Source organism: Bacillus sp. JK62 (assembly GCF_053663455.1).
In genome coordinates this window covers 548,766-565,185 of sequence record NZ_JBSJQA010000006.1, presented here as the reverse complement: position 1 = coordinate 565,185, position 16,420 = coordinate 548,766, and the positions used below count along the sequence as shown (strand labels likewise).

Below are 16,420 nucleotides of genomic sequence, written 5' to 3'. Positions count from 1 at the left end.
TGTGGCCAAGAGCATCTGTTGGAAGGAGTTGAAAACGATGCAAAAACTAATTCAAGATATCACAAAAGAACAGCTTCGCACTGATCTTCCTGCGTTCCGTCCTGGTGACACTTTACGTGTACACGTAAAAGTTGTTGAGGGTAACCGTGAGCGTATCCAGATCTTCGAAGGTGTTGTGATCAAGCGTCGTGGTGGTGGAATCAGCGAAACGTTCACAGTTCGTAAGATTTCTTACGGTGTTGGCGTTGAACGTACATTCCCTGTACACACACCAAAAATCGCGAAAATCGAAGTTGTACGTTACGGTAAAGTACGTCGCGCTAAGCTTTACTACCTGCGTGAACTTCGCGGAAAAGCGGCTCGTATTAAAGAAATCAGACGATAATGATAACGAACGAAAAGAGCTTGTTACCCGTAACAGGCTCTTTTTTTATATGAAATTTGTAAAAGCGGAACAAGCAACGTAAAATACATAAGAGATCATCGGAACATCCGGTTCCGGTAAATAAGGCAGGTGTCGAAGTCACATGACCATTCAATGGTTCCCGGGCCATATGGCTAAAGCGAGACGGGAAGTAACAGAAAAACTGAAATTAATTGATATCGTATACGAATTGGTGGATGCGAGAATCCCGATGTCATCGAGAAATCCGATGATTGAGGAGATTTTAAAAAATAAGCCGCGCATTATGCTTTTAAATAAAGCCGATAAGGCGGATGCGGCTGTGACTGCCCAGTGGAAGGACCACTTTCAGGAACAGGGCATTCCCTCTCTTTCAATAAACTCCGTTAACGGGCAGGGACTGCATCAAATCGTGCCGTCCTCGAAAGAGCTGCTGAAGGATAAGTTCGATAAAATGAAAGCAAAAGGCATTAGGCCGAGAGCAATCCGCGCATTAATCATCGGCATTCCGAATGTCGGCAAGTCTACGCTCATTAACCGGCTGGCCAAAAAAAACATTGCCAAGACGGGAGACAGGCCCGGCATTACCACTTCACAGCAGTGGGTAAAGGTAGGCAAGGAATTAGAGCTGCTCGATACACCGGGAATTTTATGGCCTAAATTTGAAGATGAGCTTGTCGGCTTGCGCCTGGCGATCACCGGGGCGATTAAAGATACGATTATCAACCTGCAGGATGTGGCTGTTTTCGGGCTGCGCTTTCTGGAAGAGCATTATCCCGACCGTTTGAAGGAGCGCTACGGACTTCAGGAAATCCCTGAGGATATCGCCGCTCTTTTCGACGCGATCGGTGAAAAACGCGGCTGTTTGATGGGCGGCGGAATGGTTGACTATGATAAAACAACGGAAGTCATCATTCGGGACATCCGTACGGAAAAATTCGGCAGGCTTTCATTTGAAGCACCATCAGAATAAAGACGCGCAGCGATGCGGGTCTTTATTTTTTCCGCAGAATACCGATATACATAATGTAAGGGAGAAGAGAACGTGAATACATTAACCGTAAAAAGCGTAAAAGAACGCCTGCAAGAGATCAGGGACGAAAGCGACCCCTTCCTTGCCCAATGTGAGAAAGACCCGAGAAAAAGCGTACAGACGCTTTTAGAGCAATGGCTGAAAAAGCACGCGAAGGAAAAAGCTCTTAAAGAGCAATGGCTGAACATGACGGCATACGAAAGACTGTCATCCAAAAAGGGCTTCCGCCTGATTGCGGGTGTTGACGAAGCCGGAAGAGGGCCGCTTGCCGGACCGGTTGTCGCCGGCGCCGTCATTTTGCCGGCAGAATGCGAGATTCTCGGTCTCACGGACTCGAAGAAATTGTCGGAAAAGAAGCTCGAGGAGTATTACAGCCGGATCACGGAAGAAGCGGCGGCTGTAGGAGTCGGCATTGTCCATGCGGACGTCATTGACCGGATCAACATTTATGAGGCCGCGAGACTGGCGATGGTAAAAGCCGTCAATGCTTTAACGGAAACTCCTGATTATCTGCTTGTTGATGCCATGACCCTTCCGCTCGACATTCCGCAGTCATCAGTTATAAAAGGGGATGCCAAAAGCGTGTCAATTGCCGCCGGAGCCTGCATAGCAAAAGTAACGCGGGACCGTCTCATGGCTGAGTACGCCAAAACCTACCCCATGTACGGCTTTGAAAAAAATAAAGGCTACGGAACGAAAGAACATCTTGAAGCTCTTCAGGCATACGGACCGACAACTATTCACCGAAAAACGTTCGCTCCCGTTCAATCTTATTGTTAGAAAAGAGGCTTAAGACATGAACATTAGCGGCGAAATCCAAGCGGCTTTCAGACAGCTGACGGCGGAAATCCCTCCGGACCGGCAGGACGGCGGTAAAGACAGCGGCGCTCAAAGGCTGCTGTTAGGGAAGGTTCTCCGTTTGCTGGACGATCAAAGCGCTCTTATCCAGATCGGCGGCCGGACGATGCAGGGAAAGCTTGAAACCGCCCTCCGACCGCAGGCGTATTACTGGTTTTCTTATGACAAACAGCCGGCGGAAAAAACGGGCCGGCTTCATGTCATCGACCAATTCGAAGGAAGCCCGAAAACCGTTCAGGAAGCGGCGGGTAGACTGTTAAACGCACTTTCCGTCAAACCGGGCCCTGTGTCTCTGCAGATTGCCGAAACGTTTATGCAGCAGAAGCTGCCGATGACGGAAAACAGTCTCAAAGCCTGCATCCGCTGGGCTGAATCGCTTCCGGCCGCCGAATTGAAAAAAGCGGCGGAAACAATCGTATTTGCGCTGAAACGGGAACTGCCCGCACATCCGGAAGTCTTGTCAGCCATTCATGCCGTTAAATATCCGGTTCCGACCCGTCGCCTCCTCTCAGGACTGCTTCAGGCAATCAATCAGGCTCCGCAATCGGCAAAAGAGCTGTCTGTGCTCAAAGAGGCGGTTTCTGACGTGTTAAACGCGGAAACGGATCTTCATGCAGAACGTCTCTTGAAGAAGCTTGCCGGGGCTGCACGCATGCCGATCTCAGAAACCGGGCTGATGGATGAAGGAGAACGGACGGAATCAAAACAATCACCATTTGTCCGGGAGACTCGTGAAAACGGAAAGGCAGTCTCAAGCCAACCTTCTCCTCCGAGTGCGCGGACAGATCCGGAACTTCCTGAAAAAACGGCAAAACAGATTATAGAGAAATTAATGACATCGGCAGAAAAAACTGAAAACCGCCCTGTAAAAGTAACGGCGGAGATCATTAAGGCTTTCATTTCTCAAGAAAAAACATTTAAAACAGCACCTGTTCTTCAAAACGCACATCTGACAGAACAGGAGGCGGCTGTTTTCGAAAAAGCCGTTCAGCTCACCGAATTGAAATATGCGGAAAAACATGATGTATTAAGCCTTTTGCAGAAAATCAAAAAAGGATTGGGCACGCGTGATGAATTATCATTCATTACAGCGCTTGAAAAAGGCGTATCTCCGCAGCCGGAGAAACAAGCGCTGAAAACCGCCCTCCAAGCCGTCCGGACGCTTCAAGAAGCGCCCCAATCCGTTAAACAAGAGGCGGAACCGCTTATTCATAAATTAAACGGCCAGCTGTTTATTGAGCAGCATAACCCTTCTTTTACGCAGATGGTGCTGTCATTTCCGCTGGGAGCGTCCGCGTATGAGAATGACATCACAGTTCTCTTTAAAGGACGGAAGAAGCCGGACGGAAAACTTGATCCGTCACATTGCAGGCTCCTGTTTTTGCTGCATCTTGAAACACTGCAAGAAACCGTTGTGGACTGCATGATTCAGCAAAATGTAATGACCATTACGGTTGAGACTGATTTTGAGCTTCAGGCAGCCATCGACCCTCTCGTACCGGCTTTAAAAGAAGCCGTAAAAGAAACGGGCTTCAGCCTGTCAGGCGTCACGTCTAAAAAACGGCGCCCGAAAGACCAGAGCGCTCTTGTGGAAGAGTTTATAGAAAAAGACGGCGGAAGAAAAGTGGATGTGAAAATATGAAAGAGCAAACGCCGTTAAGAAGAGCTGTCGCCCTGCATTACGACCGGCAGAAAGACCAAGCCCCGAAGGTTGTCGCAACAGGCAGGGGGCATGTGGCGGAAAATATTATAAAAGAAGCTGAGAAGGCTGGGGTCCCCATTCAGGAAGACAGAACCCTTGTCGAATTAATGCGCCATTTGACGGTTGACGATCAGATACCGGAGGCGCTCTATGAAACCGTTGCCGAAATTTTTTCATTTGTTTACAGACTGGACGAAACCCTGAAAAACGAAAAATAAGGACCATTCATTTCCCGGACTCCGTTTAAATTTATATTTTCAATAAAATAAAAGTTAGAATGTTTGGAAGGATATAAAGATTTTGTTTTGAACCCTAGACAATTCTTCCAGTATTATATAGAATGAAAGCGCAGTCTATTTTTAGTTTTGCTACATAAGTTAGGAGGATGGGAAATGAATATCCATGAGTACCAGGGAAAAGAAGTCCTCAGAAAATACGGGGTGTCTGTTCCTGAAGGTAAAGTGGCTTTTACAGCAGAGGAAGCAGTTGAAAAAGCAGAGAGCCTGTCAAGCTCGGTTTATGTCGTAAAGGCGCAAATCCATGCTGGCGGCCGCGGCAAAGCTGGTGGGGTAAAGATTGCAAAAACAAAAGATGAAGTGAAAGAGTATGCCGAAGAACTGTTAGGCAAGACGCTCGTCACACATCAAACGGGTCCGGACGGACAAGTAATAAAACGCTTACTTATTGAAGAAGGCTGCGATATTAAAAAGGAATACTATGTCGGGCTTGTACTTGACCGCGCTACTTCAAGAATCGTTTTAATGGCGTCTGAAGAAGGCGGAACGGAGATTGAAGAAGTAGCGGAAAAAACACCTGAAAAAATTAAAAAAGCGGTAATTGATCCGGCTGTCGGCCTTCAGGGCTATCAGGCAAGGGAAATTGCGTTCGCAATTAACATCCCGAAAGAGCTAGTCGGCAAAGCCGCTAAATTTATGCTCGGTTTATATAAAGCATTTGTTGAGAAGGACTGCTCCATCGCCGAGATCAACCCTCTCGTCGTTACGGGGGACGGAAACGTCATGGCGCTGGATGCTAAGCTGAACTTCGACAGCAATGCGTTATACAGACAAAAAGACATTATGGAATACAGAGATTTAGATGAAGAAGATCCGAAAGAAATCGAAGCGTCAAAATACGATTTAAGCTACATTTCCCTTGATGGAAATATCGGCTGTATGGTAAACGGCGCGGGTCTTGCAATGTCTACAATGGATATCATTAAACACTACGGCGGAGAACCTGCAAACTTCCTTGATGTCGGGGGCGGCGCAACCGCAGAAAAAGTGACGGAAGCTTTTAAAATCATTCTTTCCGATCAAAACGTAAAAGGAATTTTCGTTAATATTTTCGGAGGCATCATGAAGTGTGATGTCATCGCCGAGGGTGTTGTTGAAGCGACGAGACAAGTCGGATTGACATTGCCGCTGGTCGTGCGCCTTGAAGGGACAAACGTAGATTTAGGAAAGAAAATCCTGAATGAATCAGGCTTAAACATCACATCTGCGGAATCAATGGCAGACGGCGCACAGAAAATCGTATCCTTAGTTTAGGAAAGAATGAAAGGCAGGGGACCAGATAATGAGTGTTTTTATCAATAAAGATACAAGAGTTATTGTACAGGGGATTACAGGTTCTACCGCTTTATTTCATACAAAGCAGATGCTGGAATACGGCACGAATATCGTTGGCGGTGTAACACCTGGAAAAGGCGGAACGGAAGCGGAAGGCGTACCGGTATTCAATACGGTCGCAGAAGCGGTTCATACAACGGGCGCTGATGCGTCAGTTATTTACGTGCCGGCTCCGTTTGCGGCGGACGCAATTATGGAAGCGGTTGACGCGGAAATTGATCTTGTCATTTGTATCACTGAGCACATTCCGGTTTTGGACATGGTGAAAGTGAAGCGCTTTATGGAAGGCAAGAAAACGAGATTAATAGGGCCGAACTGTCCGGGTGTTATTACACCTGAAGAATGCAAGATCGGCATTATGCCGGGATACATTCATAAAAAGGGCCATGTAGGCGTTGTATCCCGTTCAGGAACATTGACATACGAGGCCGTCCATCAGCTTTCAGAAGCAGGCGTAGGCCAATCTACCGCTGTAGGGATCGGCGGCGATCCGGTCAACGGCACGAACTTTATTGACGTGTTAAAAGCGTTCAATGAAGATCCTGAAACACATGCCGTCATCATGATCGGAGAAATCGGCGGCACAGCTGAAGAAGAAGCGGCTGAGTGGGTGAAAGCGAACATGACGAAGCCTGTTGTCGGCTTTATCGGCGGTAAAACCGCGCCTCCGGGAAAACGCATGGGCCATGCGGGCGCCATCATCTCCGGAGGAAAAGGCACGGCAGAAGAAAAAGTCAAAACGATGAATGCCTGCGGAATTGAAGTCGCGGAAACCCCTTCTGTAATGGGTGAAACGCTGATTAAGGTGTTAAAAGAAAAAGGCTTATTTGAAACGTGCAAAACGCACTGATCGAAGCAGGGGCAGCCGTAACGGCTGTTCCTGTTTTTGCTGAAAAAAGAGGAGGTTGCCAGATTTGGATCAAGCATCGCGCTGTTTAATGGTCTGCAGTATTAATCAAATCATTTCCCCGTCTCTTCTATTAAAATGGTGGAAAGCTGATCACTCTCTGTCTTTTTTACCGGATCCGCATCCATTAACTGTTTTATCAGAAGGGAAAACAGCCCCGGAAGAAATTTTTCGGGAAATAGAGCGCAAGGATCCGGAACTTGATGAAGTTCTGTCCGATTACCGCCGTGAAGGCATTACTGTCATTCCGATTTCATCAACCCGCTACCCAACATGGCTTAAAGCGATTTATGATCCGCCGGCTGTCTTGTATGCAAAAGGAAACACGCTGCTTCTTGAAAAAGGCAGAAAAATCGGGATTGTAGGAACGCGGAAACCGACGGAAGACGGAATAAAAGCGGCTGGGCATCTTTCCGCCGAACTCTCAAAAAAAGGCTGGGTCATTGTAAGCGGGCTTGCATCCGGTATAGACGGATTGTCTCATAAGGCGAGCATCAGGGCAAAAGGGCTTACGATCGGCGTGATAGCCGGCGGATTCCATCACATCTATCCCCGGGAAAATCTCCTGTTAGCAGAATACATGGCTGAACACCATCTCCTACTCTCAGAACATCCTCCTGAAACAAAGCCGAAAAAATGGCATTTTCCGATGAGAAACCGCATAATCAGCGGACTAAGTGAAGGAATTGTGGTCGTGCAGGGAAAAGAAAAAAGCGGTTCATTAATCACAGCTTACCAGGCCCTCGATCAAGGCAGAGAGGTATTTGCCGTTCCGGGTTCCATATTTAATCCATATTCCGGAGGACCTATAAAACTCATTCAAGAAGGGGCGAAAGCTGTATTATGCGCAGAGGATATTGACGGAGAGCTGACCGCCCGATGCGTTCAGTATACGGAACCCTTTTGAAATATCGTTTGACAAACGGTATTGTAATATTTAATAATAGTGAGGATTTAAAGTTGCATATTATTTTCATGTATAAAATGACGTTCATCATAAAGAATGAAATGTTGAAAGCCATAAAAAGGCAGCTCTAAAATGAATTGATACTTGAAAAGAGAGAGAACACCTCTTGAGGGGGATGAAAATGTCTGATTATCTAGTCATCGTGGAATCGCCGGCAAAGGCGAAAACGATTGAACGTTATTTAGGGAAGAAATATAAAGTCAAAGCTTCAATGGGACATGTCCGGGATCTTCCGAAAAGTCAAATGGGAGTTGACATCGAACAGAACTTTGAACCGAAATATATTACGATCCGCGGAAAAGGCCCTGTTTTAAAAGAATTAAAAACAGCGGCAAAGAAAGCAAAAAAAGTCTATCTCGCGGCTGACCCCGACAGAGAAGGGGAAGCGATTGCATGGCATCTCGCACACAGTCTTGATCTGGATCTCAGCTCGGACTGCCGGGTCGTCTTTAATGAAATAACGAAAGACGCCATTAAAGAATCATTTAAACATCCGCGCATGATTAACATGGATCTTGTCGATGCGCAGCAGGCGCGCCGCATACTAGACAGACTCGTCGGATACAAAATCAGCCCGATCCTTTGGAAAAAAGTAAAAAAAGGCCTCAGTGCGGGCCGTGTGCAATCCGTTGCGCTCCGGTTGATCATCGACCGGGAAAAGGAAATCAATGACTTTAAACCTGAAGAGTACTGGACGATTACCGGCTCATTTTTAAAGGGAAAAGAGACGTTTGAAGCCGGATTTTTCGGGAAAAACGGCAAAAAGCTTCCTTTAAAAAGCGAAGAAGACGTAAAAGCCGTCCTTGCTCAGCTGAAAGGCAATAAGTATACAGTTGACAAGGTGACGAAAAAAGAGCGCAAACGAAATCCCGCTCTGCCGTTTACAACGTCCACTCTTCAGCAGGAGGCTGCCAGGAAGCTGAATTTCAGAGCGAAGAAAACGATGATGATCGCTCAGCAATTATATGAAGGAATTGATCTCGGCAAAGAAGGGACAGTCGGACTCATCACGTATATGAGAACGGACTCAACGCGGATTTCCAATACAGCCGTTGAAGAGGCGTCAGCTTTTATTGATCAGGCGTACGGAAAAGAGTACTTAGCGGGAAAACGGAAACCGGCAAAGAAAAATGAAAACGCTCAAGATGCCCACGAAGCGATCCGCCCGACTTCAGTGCTCAGAAAACCAGCCGACTTAAAAGCGGTGCTTGGAAGAGACCAGCTCAGACTATACAAGCTGATTTGGGAGCGCTTTGTTGCAAGCCAGATGGCGCCTGCCGTCCTTGATACGATGAGTGTCGATCTCAGCAATAACGGATTGACATTCCGGGCAAACGGAAGTAAAGTCAAATTCGCCGGCTTCATGAAAGTCTATGTAGAGGGTAAAGACGATCAGCTGGAAGAAAAAGACCGCATGCTTCCGGACCTTAAAGAGGGAGACGCGGTTTTATCAAAAGATATTGAGCCTGAGCAGCACTTTACTCAGCCGCCTCCGCGTTATACAGAGGCGCGCCTGGTTAAAACGCTTGAAGAACTGGGGATCGGCCGTCCTTCGACATATGCGCCGACTCTTGACACCATCCAGCGCCGCGGTTACGTGGGATTAGACAATAAACGGTTTGTGCCGACTGAGCTTGGGCAGATCGTGCTGGATCTTATCATGGAGTTTTTCCCGGAAATCATCAACGTTGAATTCACGGCTAAAATGGAAAGAGACCTTGACCATGTTGAAGATGGCCAGACAGAATGGGTTCAAATCATTGACAGCTTCTATACCGATTTCGAAAAACGCGTGAAAAAAGCGGAAGCTGAAATGAAAGAAGTGGAAATTGAACCTGAATACGCAGATGAAGATTGTGAATTATGCGGCTCCCGGATGGTTTATAAAATGGGCCGATACGGTAAATTTATGGCGTGTTCCAACTTCCCTGACTGCCGGAATACAAAACCGATTGTCAAACAAATCGGCGTAAAATGTCCGAAGTGCCATGAAGGAAACATTGTCGAACGAAAATCAAAAAAGAAACGCGTCTTTTACGGCTGTGACCGTTATCCTGAATGCGACTTCGTATCTTGGGACAAACCGATTGAACGAAAATGCCCGAAATGTGAAAATATGCTCGTAGAGAAAAAGCTTAAAAAAGGCATACAAGTCCAATGCGTCGAATGCGATTATAAGGAAGAACCACAGAAGTAGCGGTGAGCAGAGCCTTGCTCACCTTCTTTGTGTGGAAGGGACAAACAACAGGAGATGAAAAGAAATGAACCAGCAAACAGTTAATGTAATCGGAGCAGGCCTTGCCGGAAGTGAAGCGGCATGGCAGCTTGCAAAACGAGGAATTCAAGTAAAACTATACGAAATGCGGCCCGTCAGGCAGACGGCAGCCCATCATACTGATAAATTCGCTGAACTGGTATGCAGCAACTCCCTCCGTTCAAATACACTCGCCAATGCGGTAGGCGTATTAAAAGAAGAAATGCGGGCGCTTGACTCAGCAATCATTCAATCTGCTGATAAATGCTCGGTTCCCGCAGGGGGAGCGCTTGCAGTTGACCGCCATGAATTTGCGCAAAGCGTGACGGATCTCGTGAAAAACCATCCGAACGTAACAGTTCTTACTGAGGAAGTAACAGAGATTCCGGAAGGCCCGACGGTGATCGCGACCGGACCGCTTACGTCAGAATCGCTTTCACAGCAGCTGAAAGAGCTCACGGGAGAAGAGTATCTGTATTTTTATGACGCGGCGGCGCCGATTGTCGAAAAAGACAGCCTTGATATGGAGAAAGTGTACTTAAAATCCCGTTACGACAAGGGAGAAGCGGCATACTTAAACTGCCCGATGACAGAGGAAGAGTTTGACCGTTTCTATGAAGCATTGACGACGGCTGAGACGGTTCCTTTAAAAGAATTCGAGAAAGAAATCTTCTTTGAAGGCTGTATGCCGATTGAAGTCATGGCGAAAAGAGGCAAGAAAACGATGCTGTTCGGACCGATGAAACCGGTCGGACTGGAAGATCCGAAAACAGGCAAGCGCCCTTATGCAGTCGTTCAGCTCAGACAGGATGACGCGGCGGGAACGCTTTATAATATTGTAGGTTTTCAGACACATTTAAAATGGGGAGACCAAAAAGAAGTGCTTAAACTGATCCCCGGCCTTGAAAATGTTGATATCGTCAGATACGGCGTCATGCACAGAAACACATTTATCAACTCGCCGAGCCTTTTGAACCCGACATATCAATTTAAACAGCGGAACGATCTGTTTTTCGCGGGCCAAATGACCGGTGTAGAGGGTTATGTTGAATCTGCCGCTTCAGGTCTTGTAGCGGGAATCAATGCCGCCAAACTTGTGCTCGGTCAGGATCTTGTGACATTCCCGCAGGAGACGGCGATCGGAAGCATGGCTCACTACATTACGACGACAAATCAGAAGAACTTCCAGCCGATGAATGCAAACTTCGGCCTCTTAAAAGAATTGCCTGTAAAAATTAAAAACAAAAAAGAACGAAATGAAGAATACGCTAAACGCGCAATTGAGACTATTCAAACTATTTCGAAAACGATATAGCTTTTCATTGCAACTTCGATGCATTATATGATACCATTTAAAAGCCCTTCGGAGAGGGAGGTCTTCATAATGACTGAGAATGTTAACTTTTTTTTAAAGTTATTCGTTGAATATTTACAAATTGAAAAAAATTATTCACAATATACTATTGTGAATTATGTTAATTCGATTGAAGAATTTGGGATGTTTCTGCATGCTCAAAATATAAATGGAATGAAAGAAGCTGCATATCATGATGTGAGAATATTTTTGACAGAGGCTTATGAAAAAGGCCTGTCAAGAAAAACAATCAGCAAGAAAATTTCAGCTTTGAGAAGCTTCTATAAATTTTTAATGAGGGAAAAGCTTGTTGAAGAGAATCCGTTTCAGCTTGTTCATCTGCCGAAACAAGAGAAACGGATTCCGAAGTTTCTTTATGAAAAAGAACTTGAGGAGCTATTCGCTGTCTCAGACAGAAGTCAGCCGTCAGGGATGCGCGATCAGGCCCTGCTTGAGCTTCTTTATGCGACCGGAATGAGGGTCAGTGAGTGCTGTACGCTCACTGTCGGCGATCTTGACCTGTTCATGGATACGGTGCTCGTTCACGGGAAAGGCAAGAAGCAGCGCTATATCCCGTTCGGCTCATATGCCCGTGATGCGCTGGAGCTGTATATCAACAGCGGAAGGCAGTGCCTGCTTGAAAAAGCAAAAGAGCCTCATGATGTGCTGTTTGTCAATCAAAGAGGCGGCCCGCTGACCGCCAGAGGAATCCGGTATATTTTAAGCGGGCTTGTAAAAAAAGCATCCGGCACTTTACATATACACCCGCATATGCTTCGGCACACGTTTGCGACTCATCTGCTGAATGAAGGGGCTGATTTAAGAAGCGTCCAGGAGCTTTTGGGCCATTCCAATCTGTCTTCTACGCAGATATACACGCATGTATCGAAGGAAATGCTGAGAAACACATATATGTCCCACCACCCGAGAGCTTTTAAAGAAAATTAAAAGGAGGCCCTTCTCATGTCATCTTTTCATGCGACAACGATTTTTGCCGTCCAGCATAACGGGAAAAGCGCTATGTCAGGAGACGGCCAGGTCACATTCGGTCAGGCTGTAGTCATGAAACATACTGCGAGAAAAGTGAGAAAGCTGTTTAACGGAAAGGTTCTGGCCGGATTTGCGGGATCTGTTGCAGACGCTTTCACACTTTTTGAAATGTTTGAGGCGAAGCTTGAAGAATACAACGGCAATTTAAAACGTGCGTCGGTTGAGCTTGCGAAAGAATGGCGCAGCGATAAAGTGCTGCGCAAGCTGGAAGCCATGCTGATTGTCATGAACCAGGATACCTTGCTTCTCGTATCGGGAACAGGTGAAGTGATTGAGCCGGATGACGGCATTTTGGCAATCGGCTCCGGCGGAAACTACGCCCTGTCAGCAGGAAGAGCGCTGAAAACCTATGCCGGAGAGAATCTGTCCGCCAAAGATATTGCAAAAGCCGCTTTGAAAATCGCAGGCGAGATTTGTGTGTACACAAACGATCAGATCATTTTGGAAGAACTTGAATAGAAAGGACTTGAGGCGCATGGAAAACAAACCGTTAACACCGAGACAAATCGTAGATCGGTTGGATCAATACATTGTAGGACAGCAGGATGCGAAAAAAGCTGTCGCCGTGGCATTAAGAAACCGCTATCGCAGAAGTCTTCTTGATGAAAAACTGAGAGACGAGATCGTTCCCAAAAACATCCTGATGATGGGCCCGACCGGGGTAGGGAAAACAGAGATCGCCAGACGGATCGCCAAGCTTACCGGTGCGCCATTTATAAAAATTGAAGCGACAAAATTTACAGAAGTCGGCTATGTAGGCAGAGATGTCGAATCAATGGTCAGAGACCTTGTTGAGACATCCGTGCGGCTCATTAAAGAAGAAAAAATCAGCGAAGTGAAAGAACAGGCTGAAGAAAATGCAAACAAACGTATAGTGCGGCTTCTCGTTCCGGGAAAGAAAAAACAAGCGGGTGTGAAAAATCCGTTTGAAATGCTTTTCGGAGGAAGCCAGACGGCAAATGATGATGAAGCCGACCAGCAGGAAGAAGCAAGCCTTGAAGAAAAAAGAAAACGCATGGCGCATCAGCTCGCATTGGGAGAGCTCGAAGACCATTACGTCTCCGTAGAGGTGGAAGAGCAGCAGCCGTCGATGTTTGACATGCTGCAAGGCTCCGGGATGGAGCAGATGGGCATGAATATGCAGGATGCGCTGAGCAATCTGATGCCGAAAAAGAAAAAACGCCGCAAAATGACGGTCAGAGAAGCAAGGAAGGTTCTGACCAATGAAGAGGCAGGCAAATTAATCGATATGGATGAAGTCGGCCAAGAGGCCGTGTTAAGAGCTGAAGAGGGCGGCATTATCTTTATTGACGAAATAGATAAAATCGCAAAAAACGGAGGGGCTTCTTCCTCAGCAGATGTATCGAGAGAAGGCGTTCAAAGAGATATCCTTCCGATTGTCGAAGGATCTACCGTCGTCACGAAATACGGCTCCGTCAAAACAGATCACGTGCTGTTTATCGCAGCCGGGGCATTCCATATGGCCAAACCGTCTGATCTGATACCGGAGCTGCAGGGCCGCTTTCCGATTCGTGTAGAATTGAGCAAGCTGACGGTGGATGATTTTGTGAAGATTCTCGTCGAACCCGATAACGCGCTGTTAAAACAATATCAGGCTTTATTGCAGACAGAAGGTATATCTCTTGAATTTTCTGACGAAGCTATTCGTAAGATCGCCGAAGTGGCTTATCATGTGAATCAGGACACGGACAACATCGGAGCGAGAAGGCTTCACACGATATTGGAACGTCTCTTGGAAGACCTGTCGTTTGAAGCGCCGGACGTGACGATGGAAAAAGTCGCCATCACGCCGCAATACGTTGAAGAAAAGCTCGGAACGATTGCAAACAACAAAGATCTAAGTCAATTTATATTGTGAAAATTTAATAAGAGGAATTCTAGGAGGATTATTTATCATGGCTTTACTACAAAAAACACGAATTATTAACAGCATGCTGCAGGCTGCGGCAGGCAAACCCGTAAACTTTAAAGAAATGGCTGAAACGCTTCGTGACGTCATTGATTCTAATATTTTCGTCGTCAGCCGCAGAGGAAAGCTTTTGGGCTACTCTATTAATCAGCAGATTGAAAATGACCGCATGAAAAAAATGCTTGAAGACCGCCAGTTCCCGGAAGAGTACACGAGAAATCTGTTCAATGTTCCGGAGACGTCTTCAAACCTTGATATCAACAGCGAATACACGGCGTTTCCTGTGGAAAACAGAGACCTGTTCCAAGCGGGCTTAACAACGATCGTGCCGATCATCGGCGGAGGAGAGAGACTGGGCACGCTGATTCTGTCCCGTCTGCAGGATCAATTTGAAGATGATGATCTCATTCTTGCTGAATACGGGGCAACCGTTGTAGGAATGGAGATTTTAAGAGAAAAAGCGGAAGAAATCGAAGAAGAGGCGCGAAGCAAAGCGGTTGTTCAAATGGCGATCAGTTCTCTGTCTTACAGTGAACTTGAAGCGATTGAGCATATCTTTGAAGAGCTTGACGGAAACGAAGGCTTGCTTGTGGCAAGTAAGATTGCGGACCGTGTCGGCATTACGCGTTCAGTAATCGTTAACGCGCTGAGAAAGCTGGAAAGCGCAGGCGTCATTGAATCCAGATCACTGGGAATGAAGGGGACGTACATTAAAGTTCTGAACAACAAATTCCTTATTGAATTGGAAAACCTTAAATCTCATTAAGACAAAAGCAGGATCCCTGAAAATGGGGGTCCTGCTTTTTTTATGGACAATAGGTGAAAAGTTGCAGTTTAAAGTTGCTTATTGGAAGCTGATCTGAGATAATCCATCTTGCTGTGTGAAAAAAGGAGGAAGATACAGAAATTCTGCTATTTTCAGTCTTATATTAAACAAATGCTTGTAGTCCAAATACTCTAGGACTTAATACCTACATGCAAAATAGATATAATTGAGCACTTTTTTTTAGCCTAACTTCATAGACTTTAAGCCTGTTATTTCTTACAATAAGCATATGGTTTTACAATTCTCGACAAGGATTTTTAGGAGAAAAATATCTGAAATGGAGGTAAGTGGATTTGGACTTATTTTCTGGAACTATACAAAATCTTGAGAATGCCTTGGGGAGAGCGGACATTAAGCAAAAAGTCTTAACTAATAACATCGCCAATATAGATACACCGAACTATAAGGCAAAAAAAGTCTCTTTCCGAAATTTGTTAGATCAGGAAACATCCAATCTTGAGGCGGTAAAAACCGACTATCGGCACGTTGACTTTACGGGTTCAGGGGACGATTATTCTATCGTGTCCAGCAGTGATACATCGTACCAGCAAAACGGAAACAATGTCGATATCGACAAAGAAATGACAGATTTAGCCGAAAACCAAATTAATTATCAGGCTTTGGTTGAAAGAATGAGCGGCAAATTCAATTCTCTGAAAACCGTCTTGACAGGAGGAAAATAATGAGTGGCTTTCAAAGCTTAAATATTTCGGGCTCCGCTTTAACTGCACAGCGTGTCCGGATGGACGTCGTATCGTCCAACCTGGCTAATATGGATACAACGAGAGCGAAGCAGGTAAATGGCGAATGGGTGCCTTACAGAAGAAAGCTGGTATCTCTCCAATCCGGAGGCGAATCATTTTCGTCCCTTTTACATTCCAAGATGAACGGAACAGGAAGCGCTGGAAATGGCGTAAAGGTATCTGGCGTTACGGAAGACCCGTCCGCTTTTAATCTCGTTTATGATCCGGAGAATCCTGATGCGAATAAAGACGGATATGTGCAAAAACCAAATGTAGACCCATTAAAAGAAATGGTGGATCTTGTCAGCAGCACGAGATCATATGAAGCAAACGTAACTGCATTAAACGCCTCCAAAGGCATGCTTTTGAAGGCTTTAGAAATCGGAAAGTAAGGTGATGTAAGTGGTTAACGCTATTACTCCTTTTCAGCTTCAACAAACCCAAAACACTCAAAACGTAACGAATCAATTAAACCAAACTCAAAAAACTGATTCTTCAAACCAAACAAGCTTTTCGGAGCTTTTAAAAAACTCTATTGATTCGTTAAATGAGTCACAAGTAAAATCTGACCAAATAACGAACGAACTGGCTGCAGGAAAGGATGTAAACCTTGACGAGGTCATGATCGCTGCCCAAAAAGCAAATATCTCTCTGACGGCCGCTACCGAATTCCGCAATAAAGCCGTGGAAGCCTATCAGGAAATCATGAGAATGCAGATGTAGTGGTCAGATTGAAGAGAATGACTGGAATGACCGGGGGTT

At 45.9% G+C, this 16,420-nt stretch carries 17 protein-coding genes; all 17 read left to right on the top strand.

From position 1 onward, the window contains the following. The first annotated feature begins 37 nt into the window (after positions 1-37). The gene (gene rplS / locus ACWJJ4_RS16075; RefSeq protein ID WP_003154288.1) at positions 38-385 is read left to right on the top strand and encodes a 50S ribosomal protein L19; all 348 of its coding nucleotides are present in this window, start codon (positions 38-40) and stop codon (positions 383-385) included. Between the two features lie 142 nt (positions 386-527). Further along, positions 528-1,376, top strand: coding sequence for a ribosome biogenesis GTPase YlqF (gene ylqF, locus ACWJJ4_RS16070; protein WP_070081818.1), 849 nt, complete (start codon positions 528-530; stop codon positions 1,374-1,376). A gap of 72 nt (positions 1,377-1,448) precedes the next feature. Next, the gene (locus tag ACWJJ4_RS16065; RefSeq protein ID WP_094246942.1) at positions 1,449-2,216 is read left to right on the top strand and encodes a ribonuclease HII; all 768 of its coding nucleotides are present in this window, start codon (positions 1,449-1,451) and stop codon (positions 2,214-2,216) included. A gap of 16 nt (positions 2,217-2,232) precedes the next feature. Continuing rightward, positions 2,233-3,936 (top strand): glycosyl transferase, encoded by a 1,704-nt coding sequence (locus ACWJJ4_RS16060; RefSeq protein ID WP_454021808.1) that lies wholly within the window; start codon positions 2,233-2,235, stop codon positions 3,934-3,936. After that, positions 3,933-4,214 (top strand): FlhB-like flagellar biosynthesis protein, encoded by a 282-nt coding sequence (locus ACWJJ4_RS16055; protein WP_007409769.1) that lies wholly within the window; start codon positions 3,933-3,935, stop codon positions 4,212-4,214. Before ACWJJ4_RS16060 ends, ACWJJ4_RS16055 begins: the two co-directional genes overlap by 4 nt. Positions 4,215-4,388: 174 nt before the next feature. Continuing rightward, a complete protein-coding gene (gene sucC, locus ACWJJ4_RS16050) occupies positions 4,389-5,546 on the top strand; it encodes an ADP-forming succinate--CoA ligase subunit beta (protein ID WP_003154283.1) in 1,158 nt (385 codons plus the stop codon). A 28-nt stretch (positions 5,547-5,574) separates the two neighbouring features. Continuing rightward, positions 5,575-6,477, top strand: a complete 903-nt coding sequence (sucD, locus tag ACWJJ4_RS16045; protein ID WP_003154281.1) for a succinate--CoA ligase subunit alpha — start codon at positions 5,575-5,577, stop codon at positions 6,475-6,477. 64 nt (positions 6,478-6,541) lie between these two features. Then, positions 6,542-7,441: a DNA-processing protein DprA gene (gene dprA / locus ACWJJ4_RS16040; RefSeq protein ID WP_454021807.1), complete on the top strand. Its 900-nt coding sequence runs from the start codon at positions 6,542-6,544 to the stop codon at positions 7,439-7,441. Positions 7,442-7,622: 181 nt separating this feature from the next. Further along, positions 7,623-9,698: a type I DNA topoisomerase gene (topA, locus tag ACWJJ4_RS16035; protein ID WP_454021806.1), complete on the top strand. Its 2,076-nt coding sequence runs from the start codon at positions 7,623-7,625 to the stop codon at positions 9,696-9,698. A 64-nt stretch (positions 9,699-9,762) separates the two neighbouring features. Continuing rightward, on the top strand, positions 9,763-11,070 hold the full coding sequence (gene trmFO / locus ACWJJ4_RS16030; RefSeq protein ID WP_012117550.1) for an FADH(2)-oxidizing methylenetetrahydrofolate--tRNA-(uracil(54)-C(5))-methyltransferase TrmFO: 1,308 nt from the start codon (positions 9,763-9,765) through the stop codon (positions 11,068-11,070). A 69-nt stretch (positions 11,071-11,139) separates the two neighbouring features. Next, positions 11,140-12,057, top strand: coding sequence for a tyrosine recombinase XerC (gene xerC / locus ACWJJ4_RS16025; RefSeq protein ID WP_007409774.1), 918 nt, complete (start codon positions 11,140-11,142; stop codon positions 12,055-12,057). Between the two features lie 15 nt (positions 12,058-12,072). After that, positions 12,073-12,618, top strand: coding sequence for an ATP-dependent protease subunit HslV (gene hslV / locus ACWJJ4_RS16020; protein WP_003154267.1), 546 nt, complete (start codon positions 12,073-12,075; stop codon positions 12,616-12,618). A 16-nt stretch (positions 12,619-12,634) separates the two neighbouring features. Next, a complete protein-coding gene (hslU, locus tag ACWJJ4_RS16015) occupies positions 12,635-14,038 on the top strand; it encodes an HslU--HslV peptidase ATPase subunit (RefSeq protein ID WP_014305002.1) in 1,404 nt (467 codons plus the stop codon). Positions 14,039-14,075: 37 nt separating this feature from the next. Beyond that, complete coding sequence (gene codY / locus ACWJJ4_RS16010) at positions 14,076-14,855, top strand: GTP-sensing pleiotropic transcriptional regulator CodY (RefSeq protein WP_003154263.1); 780 nt, start codon at positions 14,076-14,078, stop codon at positions 14,853-14,855. Positions 14,856-15,208: 353 nt separating this feature from the next. Continuing rightward, positions 15,209-15,598, top strand: a complete 390-nt coding sequence (flgB, locus tag ACWJJ4_RS16005) for a flagellar basal body rod protein FlgB (protein WP_003154260.1) — start codon at positions 15,209-15,211, stop codon at positions 15,596-15,598. After that, on the top strand, positions 15,598-16,050 hold the full coding sequence (gene flgC, locus ACWJJ4_RS16000; RefSeq protein WP_003154259.1) for a flagellar basal body rod protein FlgC: 453 nt from the start codon (positions 15,598-15,600) through the stop codon (positions 16,048-16,050). Before flgB ends, flgC begins: the two co-directional genes overlap by 1 nt. Positions 16,051-16,060: 10 nt before the next feature. Then, on the top strand, positions 16,061-16,381 hold the full coding sequence (gene fliE / locus ACWJJ4_RS15995; protein WP_007409777.1) for a flagellar hook-basal body complex protein FliE: 321 nt from the start codon (positions 16,061-16,063) through the stop codon (positions 16,379-16,381). Positions 16,382-16,420: the final 39 nt, after the last annotated feature.

What these genes read in the sequence shown, in the direction of transcription:
- rplS (WP_003154288.1), top strand. Translation starts at nt 38, where the DNA reads ATGCAAAAACTAATTCAAGATATCACAAAAGAACAGCTTCGCACTGAT.
- ylqF (WP_070081818.1), top strand. Translation starts at nt 528, where the DNA reads ATGACCATTCAATGGTTCCCGGGCCATATGGCTAAAGCGAGACGGGAA.
- ACWJJ4_RS16060 (WP_454021808.1), top strand. Translation starts at nt 2,233, where the DNA reads ATGAACATTAGCGGCGAAATCCAAGCGGCTTTCAGACAGCTGACGGCG.
- ACWJJ4_RS16055 (WP_007409769.1), top strand. Translation starts at nt 3,933, where the DNA reads ATGAAAGAGCAAACGCCGTTAAGAAGAGCTGTCGCCCTGCATTACGAC.
- sucC (WP_003154283.1), top strand. Translation starts at nt 4,389, where the DNA reads ATGAATATCCATGAGTACCAGGGAAAAGAAGTCCTCAGAAAATACGGG.
- sucD (WP_003154281.1), top strand. Translation starts at nt 5,575, where the DNA reads ATGAGTGTTTTTATCAATAAAGATACAAGAGTTATTGTACAGGGGATT.
- topA (WP_454021806.1), top strand. Translation starts at nt 7,623, where the DNA reads ATGTCTGATTATCTAGTCATCGTGGAATCGCCGGCAAAGGCGAAAACG.
- trmFO (WP_012117550.1), top strand. Translation starts at nt 9,763, where the DNA reads ATGAACCAGCAAACAGTTAATGTAATCGGAGCAGGCCTTGCCGGAAGT.
- xerC (WP_007409774.1), top strand. Translation starts at nt 11,140, where the DNA reads ATGACTGAGAATGTTAACTTTTTTTTAAAGTTATTCGTTGAATATTTA.
- hslV (WP_003154267.1), top strand. Translation starts at nt 12,073, where the DNA reads ATGTCATCTTTTCATGCGACAACGATTTTTGCCGTCCAGCATAACGGG.
- hslU (WP_014305002.1), top strand. Translation starts at nt 12,635, where the DNA reads ATGGAAAACAAACCGTTAACACCGAGACAAATCGTAGATCGGTTGGAT.
- codY (WP_003154263.1), top strand. Translation starts at nt 14,076, where the DNA reads ATGGCTTTACTACAAAAAACACGAATTATTAACAGCATGCTGCAGGCT.
- flgC (WP_003154259.1), top strand. Translation starts at nt 15,598, where the DNA reads ATGAGTGGCTTTCAAAGCTTAAATATTTCGGGCTCCGCTTTAACTGCA.